The sequence below is a fragment of the Pseudomonas sp. TE3552 genome (assembly GCF_056278945.1).
The window spans coordinates 4,421,955-4,446,793 of record NZ_JBWBQJ010000001.1 but is presented as its reverse complement, the minus strand read 5'-3'; the positions used below and the strand labels follow the sequence as shown (position 1 = coordinate 4,446,793).

18 protein-coding genes are annotated in these 24,839 nt (G+C 59.7%); 10 read left to right on the top strand and 8 right to left on the bottom strand.

What is annotated here, in order from left to right:
- Positions 1-2 precede the first annotated feature (2 nt).
- Positions 3-998, bottom strand: coding sequence for a catabolite repressor/activator (gene cra, locus ACZ9BB_RS20120; RefSeq protein ID WP_476215645.1), 996 nt, complete (start codon positions 996-998; stop codon positions 3-5).
- A 303-nt stretch (positions 999-1,301) separates the two neighbouring features.
- On the opposite strand from cra, the gene ptsP reads away from it, so the two are divergent.
- From ptsP to ACZ9BB_RS20100, 4 genes are all read left to right on the top strand, one after another.
- Positions 1,302-4,163 (top strand): phosphoenolpyruvate--protein phosphotransferase, encoded by a 2,862-nt coding sequence (ptsP, locus tag ACZ9BB_RS20115; RefSeq protein WP_476215643.1) that lies wholly within the window; start codon positions 1,302-1,304, stop codon positions 4,161-4,163.
- Positions 4,163-5,104 (top strand): 1-phosphofructokinase, encoded by a 942-nt coding sequence (pfkB, locus tag ACZ9BB_RS20110; protein WP_476215641.1) that lies wholly within the window; start codon positions 4,163-4,165, stop codon positions 5,102-5,104. The genes ptsP and pfkB overlap by 1 nt, the downstream gene beginning before the upstream one ends.
- Before the next feature lie 11 nt (positions 5,105-5,115).
- Positions 5,116-6,855: a PTS fructose-like transporter subunit IIB gene (locus ACZ9BB_RS20105; protein WP_476215639.1), complete on the top strand. Its 1,740-nt coding sequence runs from the start codon at positions 5,116-5,118 to the stop codon at positions 6,853-6,855.
- Positions 6,856-7,042: 187 nt separating this feature from the next.
- On the top strand, positions 7,043-8,584 hold the full coding sequence (locus tag ACZ9BB_RS20100; protein WP_476215637.1) for an alkaline phosphatase D family protein: 1,542 nt from the start codon (positions 7,043-7,045) through the stop codon (positions 8,582-8,584).
- A gap of 177 nt (positions 8,585-8,761) precedes the next feature.
- Here ACZ9BB_RS20100 and ACZ9BB_RS20095 read toward each other — a convergent pair whose 3' ends face one another.
- On the bottom strand, positions 8,762-11,290 hold the full coding sequence (locus ACZ9BB_RS20095) for a PepSY domain-containing protein (protein ID WP_476215635.1): 2,529 nt from the start codon (positions 11,288-11,290) through the stop codon (positions 8,762-8,764).
- A 148-nt stretch (positions 11,291-11,438) separates the two neighbouring features.
- Positions 11,439-13,697 carry a TonB-dependent receptor gene (locus ACZ9BB_RS20090; RefSeq protein WP_476215633.1) on the bottom strand — a complete coding sequence of 753 codons (2,259 nt, stop codon included), beginning with the start codon at positions 13,695-13,697 and terminating at the stop codon, positions 11,439-11,441.
- A 206-nt stretch (positions 13,698-13,903) separates the two neighbouring features.
- On the opposite strand from ACZ9BB_RS20090, the gene ACZ9BB_RS20085 reads away from it, so the two are divergent.
- Together ACZ9BB_RS20085 and ACZ9BB_RS20080 are read left to right on the top strand one after the other, a co-directional pair.
- Entirely contained in the window at positions 13,904-14,584 is a 681-nt protein-coding gene (locus ACZ9BB_RS20085) for a Fe2+-dependent dioxygenase (protein WP_476215631.1), read from the top strand.
- Between the two features lie 57 nt (positions 14,585-14,641).
- Positions 14,642-15,424 carry a tetratricopeptide repeat protein gene (locus ACZ9BB_RS20080; RefSeq protein WP_476218360.1) on the top strand — a complete coding sequence of 261 codons (783 nt, stop codon included), beginning with the start codon at positions 14,642-14,644 and terminating at the stop codon, positions 15,422-15,424.
- Between the two features lie 35 nt (positions 15,425-15,459).
- Here the strand turns inward: ACZ9BB_RS20080 and ACZ9BB_RS20075 are convergent, their stop codons facing one another.
- Complete coding sequence (locus ACZ9BB_RS20075; RefSeq protein ID WP_018929507.1) at positions 15,460-16,623, bottom strand: type III PLP-dependent enzyme; 1,164 nt, start codon at positions 16,621-16,623, stop codon at positions 15,460-15,462.
- 576 nt (positions 16,624-17,199) lie between these two features.
- On the opposite strand from ACZ9BB_RS20075, the gene ACZ9BB_RS20070 reads away from it, so the two are divergent.
- Entirely contained in the window at positions 17,200-18,114 is a 915-nt protein-coding gene (locus ACZ9BB_RS20070) for a putative periplasmic lipoprotein (protein WP_476215628.1), read from the top strand.
- A gap of 76 nt (positions 18,115-18,190) precedes the next feature.
- Here ACZ9BB_RS20070 and ACZ9BB_RS20065 read toward each other — a convergent pair whose 3' ends face one another.
- The 4 genes from ACZ9BB_RS20065 to ACZ9BB_RS20050 are packed head-to-tail and all read right to left on the bottom strand — an operon-like array spanning position 18,191 to position 21,641.
- A complete protein-coding gene (locus tag ACZ9BB_RS20065) occupies positions 18,191-19,348 on the bottom strand; it encodes an osmoprotectant ABC transporter ATP-binding protein OsmV (protein ID WP_476215626.1) in 1,158 nt (385 codons plus the stop codon).
- Positions 19,345-19,998 carry an ABC transporter permease gene (locus tag ACZ9BB_RS20060; protein ID WP_007900392.1) on the bottom strand — a complete coding sequence of 218 codons (654 nt, stop codon included), beginning with the start codon at positions 19,996-19,998 and terminating at the stop codon, positions 19,345-19,347. The genes ACZ9BB_RS20065 and ACZ9BB_RS20060 overlap by 4 nt, the downstream gene beginning before the upstream one ends.
- Positions 19,999-20,010: 12 nt before the next feature.
- Positions 20,011-20,904 (bottom strand): glycine betaine ABC transporter substrate-binding protein, encoded by an 894-nt coding sequence (locus ACZ9BB_RS20055; protein ID WP_476215624.1) that lies wholly within the window; start codon positions 20,902-20,904, stop codon positions 20,011-20,013.
- A gap of 20 nt (positions 20,905-20,924) precedes the next feature.
- A complete protein-coding gene (locus ACZ9BB_RS20050) occupies positions 20,925-21,641 on the bottom strand; it encodes an ABC transporter permease (RefSeq protein ID WP_192417399.1) in 717 nt (238 codons plus the stop codon).
- A gap of 380 nt (positions 21,642-22,021) precedes the next feature.
- Here ACZ9BB_RS20050 and ACZ9BB_RS20045 point away from each other — a divergent pair, with 380 nt between their 5' ends.
- From ACZ9BB_RS20045 to ACZ9BB_RS20035, 3 genes are all read left to right on the top strand, one after another.
- Complete coding sequence (locus tag ACZ9BB_RS20045; RefSeq protein ID WP_476215621.1) at positions 22,022-23,605, top strand: peptide chain release factor 3; 1,584 nt, start codon at positions 22,022-22,024, stop codon at positions 23,603-23,605.
- Between the two features lie 318 nt (positions 23,606-23,923).
- A complete protein-coding gene (locus ACZ9BB_RS20040; protein WP_476215619.1) occupies positions 23,924-24,409 on the top strand; it encodes a GNAT family N-acetyltransferase in 486 nt (161 codons plus the stop codon).
- Between the two features lie 182 nt (positions 24,410-24,591).
- Positions 24,592-24,807, top strand: a complete 216-nt coding sequence (locus ACZ9BB_RS20035) for a hypothetical protein (protein WP_476215617.1) — start codon at positions 24,592-24,594, stop codon at positions 24,805-24,807.
- The last annotated feature ends 32 nt before the right edge of the window (positions 24,808-24,839 follow it).

The window sequence follows — 24,839 nt, the reverse complement described above, 5'->3', positions numbered from 1 at the left end:
TTTCAGTCCTGATGAATACGCTGCTTGAACGTCCGCGCGATGGCCTGCACGCCGGGTTGGTAATCGGCCTGTTCGATGGCCGCCAGCGCCAGTTGCAGCGCTTTGTCGGCGATCAGTTGGTGCTGCTGGGACATGGCGTTGACCGGCAGCGGCAGGAAGTCCAGCAACTGCGTATCACCGAAGGTGCCCAGGCGCAGCGGACGGGTTTTCAGCGGGAAGTCGTGCAAGGCATCGAACACGCCCTGAAGCAGCACGTAGGACGTGGTCACCAGCGCATCCGGCAAATGGCCCAGACGCTGAATTAATTCTTCCATCAATTGTTTGCCGCACTCGCGGCTGAACGACTCGCCGTGCTCAATCAGTGCCTCGCCTTTGAAGCCGTTCAGCGCTTCCTTGAAGCCCGCCGCCCGCTCCTGGCTGATACTCAATTCGGGGCGTGCGCCGATCAGTGCGATCTGCTTGGGTAGCGGGTCCAGCAGGCTGCGGGTCAGGTGCAGACTGGCTTCGCGGTCGTCGCTGATCACCGAGCAGAAGTGCTCGGGTTCCATCACCCGGTCGATGGCGATGATCGGAATGCCTTTGGCCTGCAACTGGTGATAGCTGTCGTCGCCAGCCGGCAGGCAACTGGCGACAATCAACGCATCGCAGCGGCGCGCGCGGAACAGTTGCAGCAATTGCCGTTCACTGTCTGGCGCATCGTCGGAGCTGGCGATCAGCAACTGATAGCCGCGAGCCCGGGCGCCTTGTTCCAGCAGCTTGGCGATTCGTGCGTAACTGGGGTTTTCCAGGTCCGGCAGAATGAAGCCCAGGGTGCGGGTGTGCCGACTGCGCAGTCCGGCAGCCTGGGGATTGGGCGTGAAGCCGTGCTGTTCGACCACCGCACGCACGCGCTCGACGGTAGCGCTGCTGATGCGTTGCTGTTCGGCTTTGCCGTTGATGACATAACTGGCGGTGGTCACGGAGACGCCGGCCAATTGTGCAATATCACTGAGTTTCAACCCGGGTTTTCCTTTTTTGTTCGAGTTTGCCCCGACATTTTTGCCAATCCTACCCGATTCGGGCAGGCGACCATTGTCGCAGCACATCCGACAATTGGACTTCAAGGATGAGACATTATCGAGTAACGTGCCTAACATTCTAGATTAAACGTTTCAGCAGGCGTATTTTCTACGTTATAGGTCGCTTTGGACGGTTCTGCCGCGAAACCGCCAAAACTGCCCCTGAAAAGGTGTTTTCAAGCGCCTAAGCTGAAATCAATCAAAACAATACCTGGCGTCACTCGGCGCCAAAAAGGAGAAAGCATGCTCGAGCTCACCATAGAGCAGATATCCATGGGCCAGTCGGCTGTGGATAAAGCCACCGCCTTGCAACTGCTCGCTGATCGACTTGTGACCGATGGCCTGGTGGCCGACGGTTACCTTGCGGGCTTGCAGGCCCGGGAAGCCCAGGGCTCGACCTTTCTAGGCCAAGGAATTGCCATCCCCCACGGCACCCCGCAAACCCGCGATCAAGTGTTCGCCACCGGCGTTCGGCTGATGCAGTTTCCTGATGGCGTGGACTGGGGCGATGGCCAGATTGTGTATCTGGCCATCGGTATCGCCGCCAAATCCGATGAACACCTGCGTCTGCTGCAACTGCTGACCCGCGCCCTCGGTGAAACCGATCTGGGCCAGGCGTTGCGCCGCGCCAGTTCCCCCGAAGCCTTGTTGAAACTGTTGCAAGGTGCGCCGCAAGAATTGGCGCTGGACGCACAAATGATCGGCCTCGGTGTTTCTGCCGATGATTTCGAAGAACTGGTCTGGCGCGGTGCCCGTTTGCTGCGTCAGGCCGATTGCGTGAGCAACGGTTTTGCCGGCATTTTGCAGCAGGTCGACGCGCTGCCGTTGGGCGATGGCCTGTGGTGGCTGCACAGCGAACAAACGGTGAAGCGTCCAGGCCTGGCCTTCGTCACCCCGGACAAACCCATGCGCTACCTCGGTCAGCCGTTGAGCGGTCTGTTCTGCCTGGCCAGCCTAGGTGAAGCCCATCAGGCATTGCTCGAACGCCTTTGCGCGTTGCTGATCGAAGGCCGTGGTCATGAATTGGGCCGCGCCACCAGCAGCCGTGCGGTGCTGGAAGTCCTTGGCGGTGAAGTGCCGGCGGATTGGCCGAGCGCACGCATTGCCTTGGCCAACGCCCACGGTTTGCATGCGCGCCCGGCGAAGATCCTCGCGCAACTGGCGAAAAGTTTTGAAGGCGAAATCCGCGTGCGCATCGTCGATGGCCACGACAGCGCGGTGTCGGTGAAGAGTTTGAGCAAACTGCTCAGCCTGGGCGCCCGTCGCGGTCAGGTGCTGGAATTCATCGCCGAGCCCACCATCGCCGCCGATGCCTTGCCGGCCTTGCTGGCGGCCATCGAAGAAGGCCTCGGTGAAGAAGTCGAGCCGCTGCCCGTGGTGAGCCAACAGCGCGAGGTGATTGCTGATATCGCCGAAGTACTGCTCGCGCCAAACTCCGGCAGCCTGATTCAGGCAATTGCCGCCGCGCCGGGGATCGCCATCGGCCCGGCACATATTCAAGTGCTGCAAGCCATCGATTACCCGTTGCGCGGCGAGTCTGCCGCCATCGAGCGCGAACGTCTCAAGCAAGCGCTGGCGGATGTGCGTCGCGACATCGAAGGCCTGATCGAGCGCAGCAAGGCCAAAGCCATTCGCGAGATTTTCATCACCCACCAGGAAATGCTCGACGACCCGGAACTGACCGACGAAGTCGACACCCGCCTCAAGCAAGGTGAAAGCGCTGAAGCGGCGTGGATGGCGGTGATCGAAGCAGCGGCCAAACAACAGGAATCGCTACAGGACGCCTTGCTCGCCGAACGTGCCGCCGACTTGCGCGACATTGGCCGTCGGGTGCTGGCGCAATTGAGTGGCGTCGAGACACCGGCCGAGCCGGAGCAGCCATACATTCTGGTGATGGACGAGGTCGGCCCGTCCGACGTTGCGCGTCTTGATCCGGCGCGCGTCGCCGGCATTCTCACCGCTCGCGGTGGCGCCACCGCCCATAGCGCCATCGTCGCTCGTGCCCTCGGTATTCCAGCGCTGGTGGGCGCTGGTGCTGCTGTGTTGTTGCTGAAACCGGGCACGCCGCTGTTGATCGATGGCCAACGCGGTCGCTTGCACGTGGACGCCGATGCTGCGACTTTGCAGCGCGCCACCGAAGAGCGCGACACCCGTGAACTGCGCCTGAAAGCCGCCGCCGAACAACGCCATCAACCGGCGCTGACCACCGACGGCCACGCGGTGGAAGTGTTCGCCAATATCGGCGAAAGCGCTGGCGTCACCAGTGCGGTGGAGCAGGGGGCCGAAGGCATTGGCCTGCTGCGTACCGAACTGATTTTCATGGCCCACCCGCAAGCGCCAGACGAGGCGACTCAGGAAGTCGAATACCGTCGCGTGCTCGATGGCCTGGCCGGTCGACCGTTGGTGGTGCGCACCCTCGACGTCGGTGGCGACAAACCACTGCCGTACTGGCCGATCGCGAAAGAAGAAAACCCGTTTCTGGGGGTGCGCGGCATTCGCCTGACCCTGCAACGTCCGCAGGTCATGGAAGCACAGTTGCGCGCCTTGCTGCGTGCGGCCGATAACCGTCCGTTGCGGATCATGTTCCCGATGGTTGGCAGCGTCGATGAGTGGCGTCAGGCGCGGGATATGACCGAACGTCTGCGCCTGGAAATCCCGGTTGCGGACCTGCAACTAGGCATCATGATCGAAGTACCGTCAGCCGCCTTGCTGGCGCCGGTGCTGGCCAAGGAAGTGGATTTCTTCAGCGTCGGCACCAACGACCTGACGCAATACACCCTGGCCATCGACCGTGGTCATCCAACCTTGTCGGCCCAGGCTGACGGCTTGCATCCGGCGGTGCTGCAACTGATCGACATCACCGTGCGTGCGGCTCATGCTCATGGCAAGTGGGTCGGCGTGTGCGGTGAACTGGCGGCCGATCCGCTGGCGGTGCCGGTGCTGGTGGGCCTGGGTGTGGATGAATTGAGCGTGTCGGGCCGCAGCATTGCCGAGGTCAAGGCGCGCATTCGTGAACTCAGCCTGACCCAGACTCAAACCCTTGCCCAACAGGCCTTGGCCGTGGGCAGCGCAAACGAAGTACGCGCATTAGTGGAGGCGCTGTAATGGCCAAGATCTTAACCCTGACCCTTAACCCGGCGCTGGACCTCACCGTTCAGTTGCCGATTCTTGCACCCGGTCAGGTCAACCGCAGTGACGAAATGCACACCCACGCCGCCGGCAAAGGGGTGAACGTGGCGCAGGTGCTGGCCGACCTCGGGCATCAGCTGACCGTCAGCGGTTTTCTCGGGGCAGACAACCTTCAGGCGTTCGAAACCCTGTTCGCCAAACGCGGTTTTATCGACGCGTTTGTCCGCGTCCCCGGCGAGACCCGCAGCAACATCAAACTGGCAGAAAGCGACGGGCGTATCACTGACATCAACGGTCCGGGGCCGAGGGTCAGTGAAGCGGCGCAGCAGGCCTTGCTCGACCGTCTCGACCAGATTGCCCCCGGTCATGACGCGGTCGTCATTGCCGGTAGTTTGCCCCGTGGCGTGAGCCCTCAGTGGTTGCGCGAGTTGATTCAGCGCTTGAAAAAACGCGGTTTGAAGGTTGCACTCGACACCAGCGGTGAAGCCTTGCGCACAGGTCTGGCGGCCGGCCCGTGGCTGATCAAACCCAACACCGAAGAACTGGCGCAAGCACTGGATTGCGAGGTGGTTTCCGTGGGCGCCCAAGCCGAGGCGGCGAGCCGATTGCATGCACATGGTATCGAGCACGTGGTGATTTCCGACGGTGCCGACGGGGTGAATTGGTTCAGTGTCGGCTCGGCCATGCACGCCACGCCGCCCAAGGTCAGCGTGGTCAGCACTGTCGGTGCGGGGGATTCATTGCTGGCGGGCATGCTGCACGGTTTGCTCAGTGCCGATACGCCCGAACAAACCTTACGCACCGCCACCGCGATTGCCGCCATGGCCGTCACCCAGATCGGTTTTGGTATCGGCGACGCCGCGCAACTGGCGCACCTTGAACAGGGCGTACGTGTGCGTCCGCTGACAGAACAATAAGAGGGGTTGTCATGAAGTTAGCCATTGTTACGGCCTGCCCGAACGGTATGGTCACCAGTGTGCTGTGCGCACGTCTGCTCGATGCAGCGGCCCAGCGTCAGGGCTGGAGCACCAGTGTCGAAGTCGTTGACGCGGCCCATCCGGAACGCCAACTGTCGGCCGCGACTATCGAGGCCGCCGAGTGGGTGTTGCTGGTCACCAGTGCACCTGTGGATATGTCGCGGTTCGTCGGTAAACGGGTGTTCCAGAGCACCCCGGCCCAGGCCCTGCAAGATGTCGAAGCGGTGCTGCGGCGTGGGGTGGAAGAGGCCGAGGTTTATGTCGCGCCCGAAGTCGCCGCCGAGCCTGCTGCCGCCGTTAAAAGTGCTCCGCGCCTGGTGGCCATCACCGCGTGCCCGACCGGCGTCGCCCACACCTTCATGGCCGCCGAAGCCTTGCAGCAAGCGGCCAAGCGTTTGGGCTATGACCTGCAGGTAGAAACCCAGGGCTCGGTCGGCGCGCGCAATCCACTCAGCGCAGAGGCGATTGCCGATGCCGACGTGGTGCTGCTGGCGGCAGACATCGAAGTCGCCACTGAGCGTTTCGCTGGCAAGAAAATCTACCGTTGCGGCACCGGCATTGCGCTGAAACAGGCCGAAGCGACGCTGAACAAAGCCCTGGCCGAAGGCAAGCAGGAAAGCGCTTCGACCGGCGCCAAAGGCCCGGCCAAGCAAGAGAAGACCGGCATCTACAAACACCTGCTGACCGGTGTGTCGTTCATGTTGCCGATGGTGGTAGCGGGCGGTCTGATGATCGCCTTGTCCTTCGTGTTCGGCATCACCGCGTTCAAGGAGCAAGGCACGCTCGCCGCCGCACTGATGCAGATCGGTGGCGAGACCGCGTTCAAGTTGATGGTGCCGCTGCTGGCGGGGTACATCGCCTACTCGATCGCCGACCGCCCGGGCCTGGCGCCGGGGATGATCGGTGGTTTGCTGGCGAGCACCCTGGGCGCCGGTTTCATCGGCGGGATCATTGCCGGTTTCATCGCCGGCTATGCGGCCCAGGCGATTAACCGTTACGCCCGTTTGCCGCAGAGCCTCGAGGCGCTGAAACCGATCCTGATCATCCCGTTGCTGGCGAGCCTGTTCACCGGTCTGGTGATGATCTACGTGGTCGGCAAACCGGTGGCCGGGATGCTCGCGGGACTCACGCACTTCCTCGACAGCATGGGCACCACCAACGCCATTCTGCTGGGTGTGCTGCTGGGCGGCATGATGTGCGTCGACCTCGGCGGGCCGATCAACAAGGCGGCTTATGCGTTTTCGGTGGGGCTGCTGGCGTCGCAAAGTTATGCACCGATGGCCGCGACCATGGCCGCCGGCATGGTGCCGCCGATTGGCCTGGGCATTGCCACGTTCATCGCCCGACGCAAGTTCGCCCAGACTGAACGCGAGGCCGGTAAAGCGGCGCTGGTGTTGGGGCTGTGCTTTATCTCCGAAGGGGCGATTCCGTTTGCGGCGAAAGACCCGCTACGGGTTATTCCGGCGAGCATCGCCGGCGGCGCACTGACCGGCGCGTTGTCGATGTACTTCGGCTGCAAACTCATGGCGCCCCACGGCGGTTTGTTCGTGATGCTGATTCCGAATGCGATCAACCATGCGCTGTTGTATCTGCTGGCGATCGTTGCCGGGAGTCTGCTGACGGCGGTGGCGTATGCGTTGCTCAAGCGGCCGGAAACGGTGGAACTGGCGCTGGAACCGGCCAGCGCCTGACCTTATAGGTAGGAGCGAGGCTTGCCCGCGTAGGCGCAAGAGGCCTCAACATCTGAGCCGCCTGAAACGACGCCTTCGCGTGCAAGCCTCGCTCCTACAGGAGAGTGGATTGGCATTCGGACGCTTCTGTTTGTCATACCGGTTTCATGCGGCCATGTTTTAGTTTTCCTTTTTCAGGGAGAACACCATGAGCGAATTCGACCTCGGCCGCCGTCGTGTCATACAAGCTGTCGGGGCCGGGCTGTTGCTGCCCGGCCTGGCGCCGGCGGTAATTGCTTCGGTCAAGGATCGGCCGCAACTCACCGATGGCGTGCAGTCCGGCGACCTGTTGGGCGACCGGGCGATGGTCTGGAGCCGTAGCGACCGTGCGGCGCGGATGGTGGTGGAATGGGACACGCGCAGCCTGTTCAGTAATCCTCGTCGATTCGTCTCGCCATTGGCCGATGCCCGCACCGACTTCACCGCCCGGGTCGAACTCACTGGCCTGCCCGCCGATCAGGCGATTTTCTACCGCGTGACTTTCGAAGACGCCCAGAGCGGTGTCGCCAGTGAACCCTGGTTCGGTCATCTGCGCAGTGTGCCAACCGCCCGGCGGGATATTCGGTTCGTCTGGAGTGGTGACACGGTCGGCCAGGGCTTCGGCATCAACCCGGATATCGGCGGCATGCGCATCTACGAAGCCATGCGTCTGCGCCTGCCGGACTTTTTTATCCACAGCGGCGACACCATCTACGCCGACGGCCCGGTGCCGGCGCAACTGACCACCGAAAGTGGCCGGGTGTGGCGCAACATCACCAGCGAAGCCAAGAGCAAAGTCGCCGAAACCCTCGACGATTATCGCGGCAATTACCGTTACAACCTGATGGACGAAAACATCCGTCGCTTCAATGCCGAGGTCCCGCAAATCTGGCAGTGGGACGACCACGAAGTGGTGAACAACTGGTCGCCGGGCAAACAACTGGATGAGCGTTATAAAAGCAAAGATATCCACAGCCTGGTAGGCCGCGCGCGCCAGGCCTGGCTGGAATACGCGCCGATGCGTTTGCAGAGTGCCGATGGCGTCGGGCGGATTTATCGCAAGCTGAGTTATGGGCCGCTGCTGGATGTGTTCGTGCTCGACATGCGTAGTTATCGCGGTGCTAACGACGATAACCTGGGTGCCGCCAAGCCGTTTCTCGGTCGAGAACAATTGGACTGGCTCAAGCGTGAATTGAAGGGTTCCCAGGCCCAATGGAAAGTCATCGCCGCCGATATGCCTATTGGCCTCGGCGTACCCGATGGAGAAGTCAGCCCTGGTGTGGCGCGTTGGGAGGCGGTGGCTAACGGTGACCCCGGCCCGGCGCAGGGCCGTGAGCTGGAAATCGCCGAATTGCTTGGATTTTTGCGGGCGCAGCAGGTGCGCAATTTCGTGTTTCTGACGGCCGATGTGCATTATTGCGCGGCGCATCATTACCACCCGGATCGTGCGGCATTTCAGGATTTCGAACCGTTCTGGGAGTTTGTCGCCGGGCCGCTGAATGCGGGAAGCTTCGGGCCTAATCCACTGGATAAAACCTTCGGGCCTGAAGTGGTATTCGAGAAAGCACCACAGGCGCAAAACACCTCGCCGTTTGCCGGGTTTCAGTTTTTTGGCGAGGTGAATATCGATGGGCAGACGGGGGAGCTGAGTGTGGTGTTGCGGGATCTGGATGGGGTGGGGGTGTTTGAGCGCACGTTGCAGCCGGTTTGAGAAGAAGTAAGCCGATACTCGATCAATGTGGGAGCGCCCCGTGGCGAGGGGGCTTGCCCCCGTTTGAGTGCATAGCACTCACAAAATCTTTGGTACATCAGAGATTTTGGGGCCGCTTCGCAGCCCAACGGGGGCAAGCCCCTCGCCACAGGTCTCTCCCACAGGGGATCAAGGGTGTCAGTAGACGTCGCGGCGGTAGCGGCCTTGTTCGATCAAGCGCTCGACTTCATCCGCACCGAGCACTTCGTTGAGCACTTGATCCACGCCTGAAGCCATCCCCTGCAAACTGCCGCAGATGTAAATCACGGCGCCATCGGCCAGCCACTTTTTCAGCTCGCCGGCAGACTCGCGCAGGCGATCCTGCACATAGAACTTCTCGGCCTGATCTCGCGAGAACGCCAGGTCCAGTCGCGCCAGATCACCGTTGATCAACCACTCTTCCAGTTCTGCGCGGCACAGGTAATCGTGCTCACGATGACGCTCGCCAAACAGCAGCCAGTGGCGCTGCTGCCCGTCGGCAATCCGTGCCTTGAGCAAACTGCGTAACCCGGCCAGCCCAGTGCCGTTGCCCAGCAGGATCATCGGCACCGGTTCGTTCGGTAGATGGAAACCTCTGTTGCGTCGTACTCGCAGGCTGATGCTGCTACCCACGGGAGCGTGTTCGGTCAGCCAGCCGGAACCGACGCCCAGGCTGCCGTCGGCATGCAATTCCTGACGCACGATCAATTCCAGCACGCCGTCGGCGGCGATCGAGGCGATGGAGTATTCACGCATGGCCAACGGCACCAACGCGTCCACCAGCGCTTGCGCATGCAGGCCGACCAGATGCGCGCGGTTCTCGGGCAGTTGGCGGCCGGCCAGGGCTTGTTCCAGCGTTTGCGACAGGCCATCGAGCTCAACCATGGCCCGACCGTCAATCCCCAGGCCGTCGAGGAAGTGCTCGATGGCCCAGGGGCAATTGCGCGGCAGCACTTCCACCAGATCACCGGCCAGCCAGCTGCTGGTGGTGGGCGCGCTGAGGCCCAGCAGGTACACGGGCGCACCGCTGCTGTCCGGGTTCATCAATTCGCGACGGCTCAGGGTCCAGTTGTCGTAGCTGGGCGCTTGCCAGGTATCCACCGGCGCTTGTCCGGTCAGCAGGCCAAGTTGTTGCTGCCAGTGGCGCAGTGCGTAAGGATCACCGCTGTCGACTTCCACCGGGGCGAACAAGGTCTTGCCACCGTGCTCGCCCAGCCACGTGTGCAAACGACGGGCGAAGCCGCAGAAATGTTGATACTGGCGGTCACCGAGGCCGAGCACGGCATAGTTCAGGCTTTCGAGGCTCGGCGCACGCCCCAGCACTTTGCGTTCGAAACCGCGGGCGCTGTCCGGTGCTTCACCGTCGCCGAAGGTGCTGACCACGAACAGGGCGTTGCTGGAACCGCGCAGGTCCTGTTCGCTGACATCGGCCAGCGGTTGAACCTTGACGGGCAGCCCGGCGGCCTGCAATTGCCCGGCGGTCTGCCAGGCGAGCTGCTCGGCAAACCCGCTCTGGCTGGCGAAGCCGATCAACCATGCCGGTGTATCGCCGTCCGGTTGCGCGAGGCCTTTGCGGGCATCCTTGATCTGACGTTTCTTGCGTCGACGATCCAGGTACAGCAACCAGCCAGTGATGAAAAAAAGTGGCATGGTCAGCGCGGCGATTGTCAGGATAATCCGCCCGATCATCCCGAAATAACTGCCGACGTGCAGCGCATAGATGCTGGTCAGCAGCTGCGCCTTGAGGCTCTTGTCGCTATAGCGATCATGACGGCTGACGATGCCGTTCGCCGGATCGAGGGTGATCTGGTTCAGTGCGCGGTCATGAGGTGAATTCTTCAGCAGGTAGAACACGGTTGCCGGTTGCCCGGCCACTGGCGGCATACGCACGTTGTAGGACGAAAGACCAGGGCCGGCGGCGCTGTAGATGCTGCTCCACATGGCAGTGTAATCGGCGGTGGGCGCCGGCCCGCTTGGCGCGGGGCCGCGACCACTGCGCACCCGCTCGTTTTGTGGCGAGTCGGAAAGCAGCTTGGTCAGACCTTTGTTGTACCACTCGTATGACCAGGACAACCCGGTCAGCGCCAACAGCAGATATACCAACAGGCACCAGGTACCGGCCACCGAGTGCAGGTCCCAATTGAAGCTGCGACCTTTTTTCTTCCAGTCGAGGGTCAGCCAGGCGCGCCAGCTTTTCCACTGGCGCGGCCAGCGCAGGTACAGGCCGGACAGGCAGAAAAACACCAGAATCAGCGTGCAGGCGCCGGTGATCTGCCGGCCGATATCGCCCATGGCCAGCACTCGGTGCAGTTGCAGCATCAGGCCAAAGAAGTCCTGGCCCGTGACGTCGCCCATGAACTCGCCGGTGTACGGGTCGAAGTAGCGCATCGGCCCGCGACGTTCACCGGGTGGCGCCGTGAAGATCACCCGCGCGGCATTGCCGCTGTCGGTCTCGACCCAGAGCATCGAGACGGTCTTGCCCGAGGCGCCTTCGATTTTCTCCACCAGTTCGGCCGGTGGAAGCACGCCGGCGATCTGTTTCTCGACATGCAGAACAGAGGGATTCAGCGCCCGCAGGATTTCATCCTGAAACGATACTGTCGCCCCGGTAATGCCCATAAGGGCCAGGACCAGCCCGGCACTGATACCGAAAAACCAGTGCAACTGGAACAGGGTTTTCTTCAACACGTCACTCGCCTTGTTCGTTCAAAGTCATCATCACGGCGCGCATTATGCCGTGAGTTGTCGAGAAGCATTCTTTTTTACACACAAAAGCCCCGTTCACTTGGATGAACGGGGCTTTGGCCTAAGCGCTTTGGCCTTCACGCTTGCGTTATCAGAAGTGGAAGTTGGCACTCAGCAGGGCAGTACGGCCCGCGGCTACGTGGGCGTAGTGGTTCTGGAGGATCTGGTCGAAGTAGCGCTTGTCGGTCAGGTTCTGCACGTTGAGTTGCAGGTCGACGTTCTTGGTCAGGCGATAGCTGGCCATCGCGTCATAACGCCAGTAGGACGGGATCTCCACCGAGTTGGCGACGTTGCCGAACTGCGAATCGACGAAGGTTGCACCGGCACCGACGGTCAACTTGTCCGGTACCAGGTCGTAGGTCGACCAGAACGTGAAGTTGTTCCGTGGGGTGCTTGGCATGTGGTTGCCTTCATCGGCGGCGAGGGTGGTTTTGACCACTTCGCTGTCCATGTAGGTGTAGCCGCCGAAGACTCTCCAGTTACGGGTCAGCTTGCCGGAGTAGCTCAGTTCCAGGCCGTTGACCTGCTGTTCACCGTCCAGCACTTGTGTGGCGCCACCGTCCGGATCGTTGATGCGCGCGTTGGTTTTCTCGGTGCGGAACAGCGCGGCGGTCAGCGACAGATCGTCACCGAAGAAGTCCCACTTGGTGCCGATTTCGTAGTTGCGGTTTTTTTCCGGGTCCAGCGTGCTGTTGTTCGCCGCCAGTTCCAGGCCACCATTACCGCTGGTTTCGCCGGCCGGGTTGCTGGAGGTGGAGTAGGCCGCGTAGATGCTGCCGTTAGGCAGCGGGTTGTAGACCACGCCGATCTGGTAGTTCACCAGGTCGCTGGTGTTCTCGCGGGAGAAGCTGCCCGCTGGAGCTGTGCTGCTAGCGTTGGCGAAGCCGCTGGAGGCGACCTGGTAGTTGTCATAACGCAGGCCCAGGTTCAGGGACCACTGCTCGTTGAACTTCAAAGTGTCGAAGGCATAGACCGCAGCGGTCTTGGTGTCGGTATCGGTGAATGCTTTGCTGTCGCTGATCGTGCCGTTCCAGTTATCCCCAGGCGTCGGGTTGTACAGGCTGGTGCAATCGCCGGAGTTGAACAGTGCGCGGTTGCAGCGGGTGCCGCTGGCGGTCGAGGTCAGGATGTACGGGCGGTTGTGGGTGTCTTGATAGGAGAACTCGAGACCCGTCACCAGGCTGTGCTCGATGGCGCCAGTGTTGAATTTTGCACTCAGGTCGGTCTGGTTGACCCAGCCGCTGGACGTCGAGTTGCGGCTCTTCGCGCCACGGTAAGCGCTGCCATTGACCACGTTGCCCTTGCTGTCGTCCGGGTTGGTGACGATGTAGTCCAGGGTCGAACGGGACATGCGGAAACTGTTCGACAGGGTCAGGTTTTCATTCAGATCGTGTTCGATCTTGATGGTGCCGCTGTCATTGGTGGTCTGGCGGTAATCGCGACTGGTGAGGCCGTAGAAGTTGTCGCGGTTAACGTTGGCCGGCTTGTCGACGTTGTACTTGCTGCGGTTGGGGCTCAGGGTCAACGGGATGCCGTAGTCGGGCATCTCGTCGGTTTCGACGTGGTAGTAGCCGACGGTCAGGCGTGTGTCGGTGCCCAGGCCGAAGGCGAAGGACGGCGCTACGCCCCAGCGACTGACGTCCACGGTGTCACGTCCGGCGACGTTGGCTTCGTGCTTCATCAGGTTCAGACGAAAGGCCGAGGTGTCGGTCATTTGCTGGTTCAGATCGAGGGTGGTGCGCTTGGTCTGGTCCGAGCCCCAGGTGAAGCCGCCGTTATAAGCATTTCCCAGTTTGGCAGTCTTGCTCACCAGGTTCAGGCTGCCACCGGTGGAACCAGCGCCGGTGAAGGCTGACCCCGGGCCCTTGCTGACTTCGATCGATTCAACGTTGAAAATCTCACGGCTCTGGGAAGCCGGGTCGCGCATGCCGTCGACGAACGTGTCGCTTTCGGCGTTGAAGCCGCGAATGATCGGACGATCGCCGGCCGGATTGCCGCCCTCGCCAGCACCGAAGGTGATGCCCGGAGTGGTGCGCAGGGCGTCGACCAGGCTGGTGGCGCCAGTGTCGCGAATCACTTGTTGCGGAATCACGGTGACGCTTTTCGGCGTCTCGCGCAGTGGCGCGGTGTACTTCTTGGAGGCCGAGGTATCGGTCTTGTAGGAGGTGTCATCCTGCTCGCCGACAACGCTGGTTGCGTCCAGGGAAATCGCATTGGCGGGTGCTTTTTCGTCGTTCTTCTCGGCCGCGAAAACCATGTGGCCTGCAGAGCCGGCGGTGATCGCCACGCCAATTGCAGACGCGAGCAAGCGTGGTGAACTGACCGTTGATTGTGGTTGTTGGCGTGACATGTGAATTCCCCTCCCCAAGGATTTGAGGCCGCGGAATGTAGAGTAAATACGTATTTGTATCAATTGCGAAATATTACTATTAGCGACAAATTTACATTCTTTACAATTTGCCTTTACGGTTTTTGCGGTTTCATTCGTCTCTCGGGTTTTACATTGGCAATAAGAATCAATACCATTAGCGCCCCTTTGCCTGCAGGTGCCTTTCCATGTTGCTGCACATTCCCGGCGTGTTCGCGAAAGAAGAAGTGCAGCGCATTCGCGAGGCCCTGGCGCAGGCGGATTGGGCCGATGGCAAAATCACCGCCGGTTACCAGTCGGCCAAGGCCAAGCACAACCTGCAGCTGCCGGAAGGGCATCCGTTGGCCAAGGAGATCGGTGCCGCGATGCTCGAACGGTTGTGGAAAAATCCGCAGTTCATGTCAGCGGCGTTACCGCACAAGGTTTTCCCTCCGTTGCTCAACTGTTACACGGCCGGTGGCAGTTTCGACTTCCACATCGACAATGCCGTGCGTCAGCCCAAGGGCAGCATCGAGCGGGTGCGCACCGATTTGTCGGCGACGCTGTTCTTCAGTGAGCCGGACGACTACGACGGCGGCGAACTGGAAATCCAGGACACCTTCGGCACTCAGCGCGTGAAGCTGCCGGCCGGCGACATGGTCCTGTATCCCGGCACCAGCCTGCACAAGGTCAACGCCGTTACGCGTGGCGCGCGCTATGCATCATTTTTCTGGACCCAAAGCCTGGTCCGCGATGACAGCCAGCGCGCCTTGTTGTTCGAGATGGACGGGGCGATTCAGCAGCTGACACAAGATATGCCCGACCATCCCTCGCTGATTCGCCTGACCGGCACCTATCACAACCTGTTGCGGCGCTGGGTTGAGGTGTAAGTGACGGACTTTCGTTTGCGCCGCGAGGAAGTCCTCGACGGCGATCGCCTCAAAGCCATGCTCGACGAAAGCCCGGCGCGGGCGGCTCAGGCGATTCTGAGCGCCGCTCGTGAGGGCGTTCTCGATGCTCAGGCATTGCTGGGGCAGATTCTGCTCGATGGGCGGGGTATTGAGCAGGATCAACCATTGGCGCTGCGCTGGTTCGATATCGCTTCTCAACGTGGGCATTTGATGGCGCGCAACATGCTCGGTCGTTGCCATGAACACGGTTGGGGGTGTGCCGCCGATGCTTCGGTTGCCGCGCGGCATTATCGTGTCGCCGCCGAAGCCGGACTGGATTGGGCGATGTACAACTACGCCAATCTGTTAGCCACTGGCCGGGGAGTGATCGAAGATCAGTTGCAAGCGCTGAGTCTGTATCGGCAGGCAGCTGAATTGGGCCACGCGAAGTCGATGAACCTGCTGGGGCGTTATCTGGAAGAGGGCAGGGTTTGCTTGGCGGATCCGCAGGCTGCCCGTGACTGGTATCGACGCTCGGCGTTCGGCGGGGATTTTCGTGGGCAGTTCAGTTATGCCGCCGTTCTGGCGGATGAAGGCAAGATCGACGAGGCGCTGGGTTGGCTGCACAAGGCACTGGATGGCGGGAATCTGAATTTCTTGCGGGTGGCGAGCAAGGCACTGTTGAGCGCAGTGAATCCGCAAATTCGGGAAATGGCGACCCTCTATCATCAACGCTTCGTTCAGATGAGCGATGAACGGGGGGTGTATCAGGGGGGGTGTGAGAAGACCGATAGCAACTACCTCGACAGCTTGGAACATCAGACACAAAAAAGCCCATGACACGTCATGGGCTTTTTGATTTCTGCGTGTAGCGCTTACACGTAGAACGACTTCAACGGCGGAAAGCCATTGAATTCAACTGCGCTGTAACTGGTGGTGTACGCACCAGTCGACAGCCAGTACAAACGATCACCAATTGCCAGGTTCAGCGGCAAACCGTACTTGTAGTTCTCGTACATGATGTCGGCGCTGTCGCAGGTTGGGCCGGCGATCACTACTTCTTCCATCTCGCCTTTCTTCTCGGTCCAGATCGGGAACTTGATCGCTTCGTCCATGGTTTCGATCAGGCCAGAGAATTTGCCCACATCCGTGTACACCCATCGCTCTACGGCGGTACGGGATTTACGTGCGACCAAGACAACTTCGCTGACCAGGATGCCGGCGTTGGCAATCAACGAACGGCCCGGTTCCAGAATGATTTCCGGCAGGTCGTCACCGAAGTCTTCCTTGAGGAAACGGATGATTTCTTCAGCGTAGGTTTCCAGGCTGTTGGTGCGGGTGATGTAGTTGGCCGGGAAGCCACCACCCATGTTGATCAGCTTCAGATGAATGCCGTCTTCTTCTTTCAGGCGTTCGAAGATCACTTTGACCTTGGCGATCGCCGCGTCCCAGACGCTGATGTCGCGCTGTTGCGAGCCGACGTGGAACGAGATGCCGTACGGCACCAGGCCCAGGTCACGGGCGAGGATCAGCAGGTCCATGGCCATGTCGGTCTGGCAGCCGAATTTGCGCGACAAAGGCCAGTCGGCGGTGGTCGAGCCTTCGGTCAGGATGCGCACGTAGACTTTCGAGCCCGGAGCTGCCTTGGCGATGTTGCGCAGGTCGGCTTCGGAGTCGGTGGCGTACAGGCGCACGCCCTTGTCGTAGAAATAGCGAATATCTTTGGATTTCTTGATGGTGTTACCGTAGCTGATCTGGTCGGCGCTGACGCCACGGCTCAGCACTTTGTCCAGCTCATAGATCGAGGCGATGTCGAAGCTCGAGCCTTTCTCTTTGAGCAGGTCGATGATTTCCACGGCCGGGTTGGCCTTGACCGCGTAGTAGACCTTGGCAAATTCGAAACCGGCACGCAGGTCGTCATAGGCCTGGGCGATCATCGCGGTGTCGATCACCACGAACGGGGTTTCTTGTTTGTCGGCGAAGGCCTTCATTTTCTGGAAGGTTTCGCGCGCGAAATAGTCTTCGACGTTGATCGACATGCTGGGAACTCCTACTGGCAAACTAGATTAATCAATGGGTGCAAATGAACGCCCTCCGTATCCCCACTTTGGTTCGCCTACTTCCCAAGGCATGTCGCCGAAAGCAAAAAGGCCATGGGAGGCGGTGCTTCCCTTGGCCTTGCTGTCTCGTCGTCAGTACTTGAGCCGGATGGATCGTTTCCAGCATGGACGTTCGGCGCGAACTTTAGGGCGTGGGGAGCTCGAGATCAACAAAAAATGTCGCGTTTTTGCACGCTTCCGTCGTGCGGTCCCGCTCAGCCTCTGATGTAACCGACCCACATGACAGGTTGATGTTCCCCTGATCCTTCATTTTTCGTCGGGGTGCAGTGATCGACGAGTGGTTATAAGTGGTGGGTTTTAATCTCGAACAATTATGGCCAAGGCATCATTACTGTTATTTCTAGCAGGTGTGGGATGGCTGCGATCTTATTAAGGTAACAACACTTTTATTTTATCTGTGGGCTCTTTCGGGCACGCCATCAAAATGGACAGCTGTCGCTGTGGTGCTGTGTGTTTGTTTCTACCTTGAATATTAGTCGCAGGGAGTGCATGAAGATGAATAGAATAATTGTCTGGTTGATGGCATTGGTGTTGGCTGGCTGTGCGACACAAGAAGTTGCACCGGTCAAGGTGCAGGGTTCCGATGAGCAAGTTATCGAGTCTTCCGCGGTCGGTACCGCGGCATCCGGCCCGGTGACCGCGCAATACCTCACGGAACGTTACCGCAATAAGGCGAACATGTGCGGCAATAACCCTTCTGCACCGGCCTTCCTGTGTTCGGGCGTGCTGTTACGTGCCACCCAACACTCCACCCAATTTCACTTCTGGAACCCGAATCCCGCAGCTACCGGGGTTTCGTTTTCCTATCTGCGGGCGGATGCCAAGTTTAACAAACTGGTGTTTGGCTACAACAATGGCTTTATTTTTTATCCGATATTTTTTGCTCCTGTCGATAAGATGGATCCGGAAATACTCTGTTTCTTTCCGGTGGATGGGGCAACAAACAGTCGAGAACAACAGGGGTGCGGACAAGTTCCCGGCGTTCCTTCCGGAAGGCCCTGTCAGTCTCAAGGCATTAACACCGCAGCTCAATACATGACTCATTACAATAGCCATCCGTCCAAGTATGGCAAATTGTGCGGATTTGACGTTCGCGACGCTTTAGACCAGGGGGCAACCACTGCCTTCAATGAAGCGATTAAAGCACAGGGGATGGGTGGCACTTTTGCTTTCAATACGCAGAACGAATTCCGCATGGCCAAATGGGGTCAGAATATGGGTAAAACCCTCCCGGTCGAGGCGGTTTTCTATATCAACGATGCCGGTAAGGCGGGGGCGCAATATGACCAGCGAGACTTCAAGACGCAAACCGGCATCTGGATCCCGATGATCCGTATAACGTTTCCGCAAACGACGACTGCTGATGCGATCTTCCAGTTCATTCCCGCCGATCAGGCGATCTCCTCCTGATTGAACAACTTGGCCGCGCTCCCACAGGTACGGCGGAGAACCTGTAGGAGCGAGGCTTGCCCGCGAAGACGTCAGATCAGGCGACAGCAGTCTCGGCAGGCGAAACAATGCTGGTCTTGCCCCCTCGAGACTTACCAGAGCTCAAATATTCGGCAATCGATTCCTGAGTCACCTCACCCAGGAATACCCGCTCGGCGTCCATCACCGGTAGCCACGAGCGGTTGAACTCGTACATGCGCGACAGCAGGATGCGCAGATGTTCGTCGTACGCCGCGGTGGCGTTGAACTCACGCAGGTATTGCGCGCAAGTGCCGGTCTGGCGGTGCAGGTCGCGACGGCGCACGTAGCCCAAGGCTTTGTTGTCGGCACAGGTCACCACCACGTAGCGACGGTCCAGTTCGTCCATCAATTCCAGCGCTTCGGCCACCGGCGTTCCCGGGCTCACCGAGGGCGCGTTGTCCGCCGCGTCTTCGGCTTTCACCAGCAGCAGACGCTTGAGGGTGCTGTCCTGGCCGACGAAGTTGCTGACAAAGTCGTCCGCCGGGTGCGCGAGAAGCGTGTCTGGATGGTCGATTTGCAGCAGTTTCCCGGCACGGAAAATCGCGATCTTGTCGCCGAGCTTGATCGCTTCGTCGATGTCGTGGCTGACCATGATCACGGTCTTGTTCAGCGCCCGTTGCATCTCGAAGAACTCGTTCTGAATCATCTCGCGGTTGATCGGGTCGACCGCGCCGAACGGTTCGTCCATCAACAACAGCGGCGCATCCGCCGCCAGCGCGCGAATCACGCCGATCCGCTGCTGCTGGCCACCGGACAATTCACGCGGGTAGCGACTCAGGTACTGCTTGGGTTCCAGCTTGATCATGCTCATCAACTCGCGGGCACGGTCGTGGCATTTCTGCTTGTCCCAGCCGAGCAGGCGCGGAACGATGGTGATGTTTTCCTCGATGGTCATGTTCGGGAACAGACCGATCTGCTGGATCACATAACCGATGTTGCGGCGCAGGGTCACGGCGTCGAGGTCAGTGGTGTCTTCGCCGTTGATCAGGATCTTGCCGGAGGTCGGCTTGATCAGGCGGTTGATCATCTTCAGCGTGGTGCTTTTGCCGCAACCCGACGGGCCGAGGAATACGCAAATCTCGCCTTCGTTGACGGTCAGGCTTATGTCGTTGACGGCGGAAACAGTCTTGCCGTTGCTTTGAAAAGTCTTGGTCAGATTTTGAAGTTCGATCATTTGAGCAGTCCTTTTGGAGTCAGCGTGCGTTGCAGCCATTGCAGAAGCAGGTCGGCGAAAATGGCCAGAAGACTGACCAGCACGGCGCCGACGATCAGCATCGACATGTCGCTGCGGCTGATGGAAGCGAGAATGAGTACACCGAGGCCACCGGCACCGATGGTCGCGGCGATGGTCATCACACCAATGTTCATGACCACGGCGGTGCGCACACCGGCGAGGATCACTGGCACCGCAATCGGCAATTCGACCATGCGCAGGCGCTGGCCGAAGGTCATGCCGATGCCACGCGCTGCTTCGCGAATGCCAGGTTCCACGCCGGTCAGGGCCAAATAGGTGTTACGCATGATCGGTAGCAACGAGTACAGAAATACTGCGGTGATCGCCGGCATCGGGCCGAGGCCCTGGCCGAATTTCGAATAGAACGGCAGCAGCAGGCCAAACAGTGCAATCGATGGCACGGTCAACAACACTGTGGCGCTGGCTTGCAACGGGCCGGCCAGTGTCGGGAAGCGGGTCATCAGGATGCCCAGTGGCACGCCGACCAGAATCGCCAGGGTCACGGCGATGCCAACCAGGGTGATGTGCTGCCAGGTCAGGTGCAAAACCTGCGGCCAATCGAGATGGGAAAAGGCGTTCAAGAATTCCATGGCTTTTCCTCCTCAGTTGATGGGGTGCTGGCGCAGGAAATCTGCAGCAACGGATGAAGGACTTTCGTGATCGACATCGACCCGCGCATTGAGCTGACGCATGGTGGCGTCGTCGAACAGTTCGGCCAGCGGCTTGAGCTCTTCGGCGAGTTTCGGGTGGGCGTCGAGGTAAACCTGACGCACCACCGGCGCGGCGGTGTAGTCCGGGAAGTAGTGCTTGTCGTCTTCCAGCAGCTTCAGCTTGAAGGCGTTCAAACGACCGTCAGTGGTGTAGACCAGACCGGCAAACACCTGGCCATTGCGCAGGGCGGTGTAGACCAACCCGGCATCCATCTGGCGGATGTTGTTGCGCGTCAGGTTCATGCCATAGAGATCAACCATGCCATCGAGACCGTCGGAGCGGTTAGCAAACTCGGTGTCCAGGGCGACGAGGTGATTGGTCTTCGCCTCGGCCTGCATCACCGTGTTCAGTTCGCTGATGGTGCTGATCTGCGGGTAAGCCTTCGCGGTGTTTTCCGGCAGGGCCAGGGCGTAGGTATTGCTGAATTTCGACGGGGTAAGCCAGACCAGGCCTTTTTTCACGTCGAGTTCTTTCACCCGGGCGTAGGACTGAGCGCTATCGAGCTTGTCGGTGACGTGGTTGTAAGCCACCAGCGACACGCCAGTGTATTCCCACATCAGATCCAGCTGACCACTTTCGTGGGCGCTGCGGGCCAGGTTACTGCCCAGGCCGCCGGTCACCTGGGTGTCGTAACCCTTGGCGCGCAGGTATTGGGAAGTGATTTCCGCCAGCAGGGTTTGTTCAGTGAACACCCGGGCGCCGATGCGGATCACCGGTTTTTCAGCGGCTTGGGCAAATCCTGCGAGCAGCAGAACGCAGCCTATTAAAAAGCTTAATGTCTTCATGAATATTCCTTTGCCGAGGCTTAAGACGGGCGCAGGCCGCGTTCGAGCCAGAGGCGGCTGGCGAGTGTCACCAGACCGTCGAGCAGCAAGGCCAGCAGGGCGGTGCACGCCGCGCCGAGCAGCAGTTGCGGCTGATTGTTCAGGGCGATGCCGGGGAAAATCAGGCTGCCCAGGCTGTTGGCGCCAATCAGGAACGCCAGCGGTGCCGTACCGACGTTGATCGCCAGCGCCACGCGCACACCACCGATGATGATCGGCACGGCGTTCGGCAGTTCGACCCGCCACAGCACCTGAGTCGGTGTCATGCCGATGCCGACGGCCGCTTCCTTGAGCGAACCCTGGACGTTTTTCAGCCCTTCGTAGGTGTTGCGCACAATCGGCAACAGTGAGGCGAGGAACAAGGCGAAAATCGCAGGGCCGCTGCCGATGCCGAGGATACCCAGGGCGATGGCCAGTACGGCGAGAGGCGGCACGGTATTGCCGATGTTGAAGATCTGCATGAAGCGTTCGGCGCGTCCAACCATGGTCGGGCGGCTGAGGAAGATACCGGCGGGTATGCCCACTACAAGGGCGGCCAGCATGGAAACGAGGACGAGAATCAGATGAGCTTGCAGGTAAAACAACAAATCGTCGCGGTACTGTTCGATCGTGTTGATGCCAATCCAGTGGACCAGCAGGGCCAGAAGGGCGACGACAACCGCACCTCCTGTCAGCCCTTTGCCATAGCGAATAGCCACAGGCGGACTCCTTTTTTCTTTGTCGGCAAACGCAGTCCCGAGTGGCAATGCCATGCCTGGCTGCCGGGAAAATAACGTTCGCGAGAAGCAGCTCTTCATGCTGATGAAACCGCATGAGATAGAGCCATAAGCGCAGCCTCGTCAGGCTAACTTGCTGATTTTTCAGCCCCTGGTACGAGTGCCGTAACAGGGGAGTGGACGCCTCCACCTTTTAAAAGGTTCCATAATTAACAGCATTTAGCCACCCCGCATCCCGGTTTGCCCCTGTAGCAGCTGCCGAGCCTGCGAGGCTGCTGCTACACGGGTGAACGGTGGTCCGTAGATCACTTTTTAAGCTATACTCGCCGCCCTTTTTTGAATCACCTGCCAGGCGATTTCCCATGACCAAACAGGCCGCCGAAGTCGCGAAACGCCGCACTTTCGCCATTATTTCCCACCCCGATGCCGGTAAGACCACTATCACCGAGAAGCTCTTGCTGATGGGCAAGGCGATTGCGGTAGCCGGCACGGTGAAGTCTCGCAAGTCCGACCGCCATGCCACCTCCGACTGGATGGAAATGGAAAAACAACGGGGTATTTCCATTACCACGTCGGTCATGCAGTTCCCATATCGCGACCATATGGTCAACCTGCTCGACACCCCGGGCCACGAAGACTTCTCCGAAGATACCTACCGCACCCTGACGGCGGTGGACTCGGCCTTGATGGTCCTCGACGGCGGTAAGGGTGTAGAGCCTCGGACCATTGCGCTGATGGACGTCTGCCGTCTGCGTGACACACCGATCGTCAGCTTCATCAACAAACTCGACCGTGACATTCGCGACCCGATCGAATTGCTCGACGAAATCGAAGCGGTCCTGAAGATCAAGGCTGCGCCGATCACCTGGCCTATCGGTTGCTACCGCGATTTCAAGGGTGTTTATCACCTCGCCGACGACTACATCATCGTCTACACCGCCGGCCACGGTCACGAGCGCACCGAAACCAAAATCATCGAGAAGCTCGACTCCGACGAAGCCCGTGCGCACTTGGGTGACGAGTACGAGCGTTTCATCGAGCAGCTGGAGTTGGTGCAGGGCGCTTGCCACGAGTTCAACCAGCAAGAGTTCCTCGACGGCCAACTGACCCCGGTATTCTTCGGTACCGCGCTGGGCAACTTCGGTGTCGATCACGTGCTCGACGCTGTGGTCGACTGGGCGCCGAAACCGCTGGCCCGTGTCGCCAACGAGCGCACCGTGGAACCGGTGGAAGAGAAGTTCAGTGGTTTCGTGTTCAAGATCCAGGCGAACATGGACCCGAAACACCGCGACCGTATCGCCTTCATGCGCATTTGCTCCGGCAAGTACGAAAAAGGCATGAAGATGCGCCACGTGCGTACCGGCAAGGACGTACGGATCGGCGACGCGCTGACGTTCTTCTCTTCCGAGCGTGAGCAACTGGAAGAAGCGTTTGCCGGCGACATCATCGGCCTGCACAACCACGGCACCATCCAGATCGGCGACACTTTCACCGAAGGCGAAACCCTGGGCTTCACCGGCATCCCGCACTTCGCCCCGGAACTGTTCCGCCGCGTGCGCCTGCGTGATCCGCTGAAATCCAAGCAACTGCGCCAGGGCTTGCAGCAACTGGCCGAAGAAGGCGCTACCCAGGTGTTCTTCCCCGAGCGCAGCAACGACATCATCCTCGGCGCCGTCGGCGTGCTGCAGTTCGATGTGGTCGCCAGCCGCTTGAAAGAGGAATACAAGGTCGAGTGCTCGTACGAGCCGATCACCGTTTATTCCGCGCGCTGGATCGAGTCCGGCGACAAGAAGAAGCTTGAGGAATTCACCAACAAGGCCGTGGAAAACCTCGCCCTCGACGGCGGTGGTCACCTGACCTACCTGGCTCCGACCCGGGTCAACCTGGCACTGATGGAAGAACGCTGGCCGGACGTGAAATTCCGTGCGACGCGTGAGCATCACTAAGCGCTGAGTTGCAAACCCCAAAGCCCCGATGCGCGAGCCTCGGGGCTTTTTATTGTCTGGGCGGCGAGCCGCACCGGGCCAAGAAGCAATGTGCGACAACAATTGCAGATTGCAGCGAGCCATTGGCTGTAGTTCGATACATGTGGTGTGCTAGGCGTAGCAGGTTGGACGGTCTCTTGGCAGGCTTGGATGATGCGCGACTCTGCAGCCCTCCCAGTAACGTACAGTGAGACAGAATAGGTTTTGAGTCGTAGGCTAAGCGTCGTTGATGTGACTATTTGCAGGGACTCGCCCAGAATGGAAGATGGAGTACACAGGATGTCGTTTCCCACCACGCATAACCCGTTGGTCACTCTTGTCGAGACTCAATCCAGTGACTTCGAAGCGCTTGTTGCCATACGGATTGAGGCCATGCGTGAAAGCCTTGAGCGTATTGGTCGCTTCGATCCCATGCGTGCACGAGAGCGCTTTCGCGATGGTTTTTCTCCCGCGCTCACACGTTACATCGAGGTGTGCGGCGAGCAGGTTGGTTTCGTCGTAGTCAAACCGCTCATCGATGGGTTATTGCTTGATCACTTGTACATCAAGCCGAGTGCTCAAGGGCGGGGCATCGGTTCGGCTGTCCTTCGCCAAGTCTTCATGGAGGCGGATGCATCCGCATTGCCATTGCGGGTTGGTGCTCTCAAAGAGAGCGCGTCAAATCGCTTCTATATTCGTCATGGCTTTCAGTTCGTCGAAAGTAGCGAATTCGACAACTACTATGTTCGTCCGACAGTACAGGTGCGTCCGGCGGCAGATACTTGATCCTGTTTTAGATATAACCCTTATTAAAAACTGATCTGTCCAGCCATAGCATTTACCTGCAATCAGTGGCGTCCTATCTGGAGAGTCCGGCTGATCGGACCTGGATTTCATTCAGCGTCACGGCAATCGGGCTACCCGCCGTCAGGCACCCATGCAGCGTCTATGAAAGGATGGAATCGGCTATGAGCATTTTTCAACGCATTGTGTTGTTGCTTAAGGTTTTGATGATGCTGTCCCTCGGCACGTCGACGGTGGCGTGGGCAGAATGTGAGGACCATGAAAAACAGGCCTTGAACGGGCAAGGCGTGCACAGCGAGCTGATGATCGCTGCGACCGAATCAGACGATGACGACCCAGACACCGATGAGGATGAGGAAGAGGAAGACAAACAAACGTAATTGACGGATTAAAAAACCCCTCCTGCCGGACT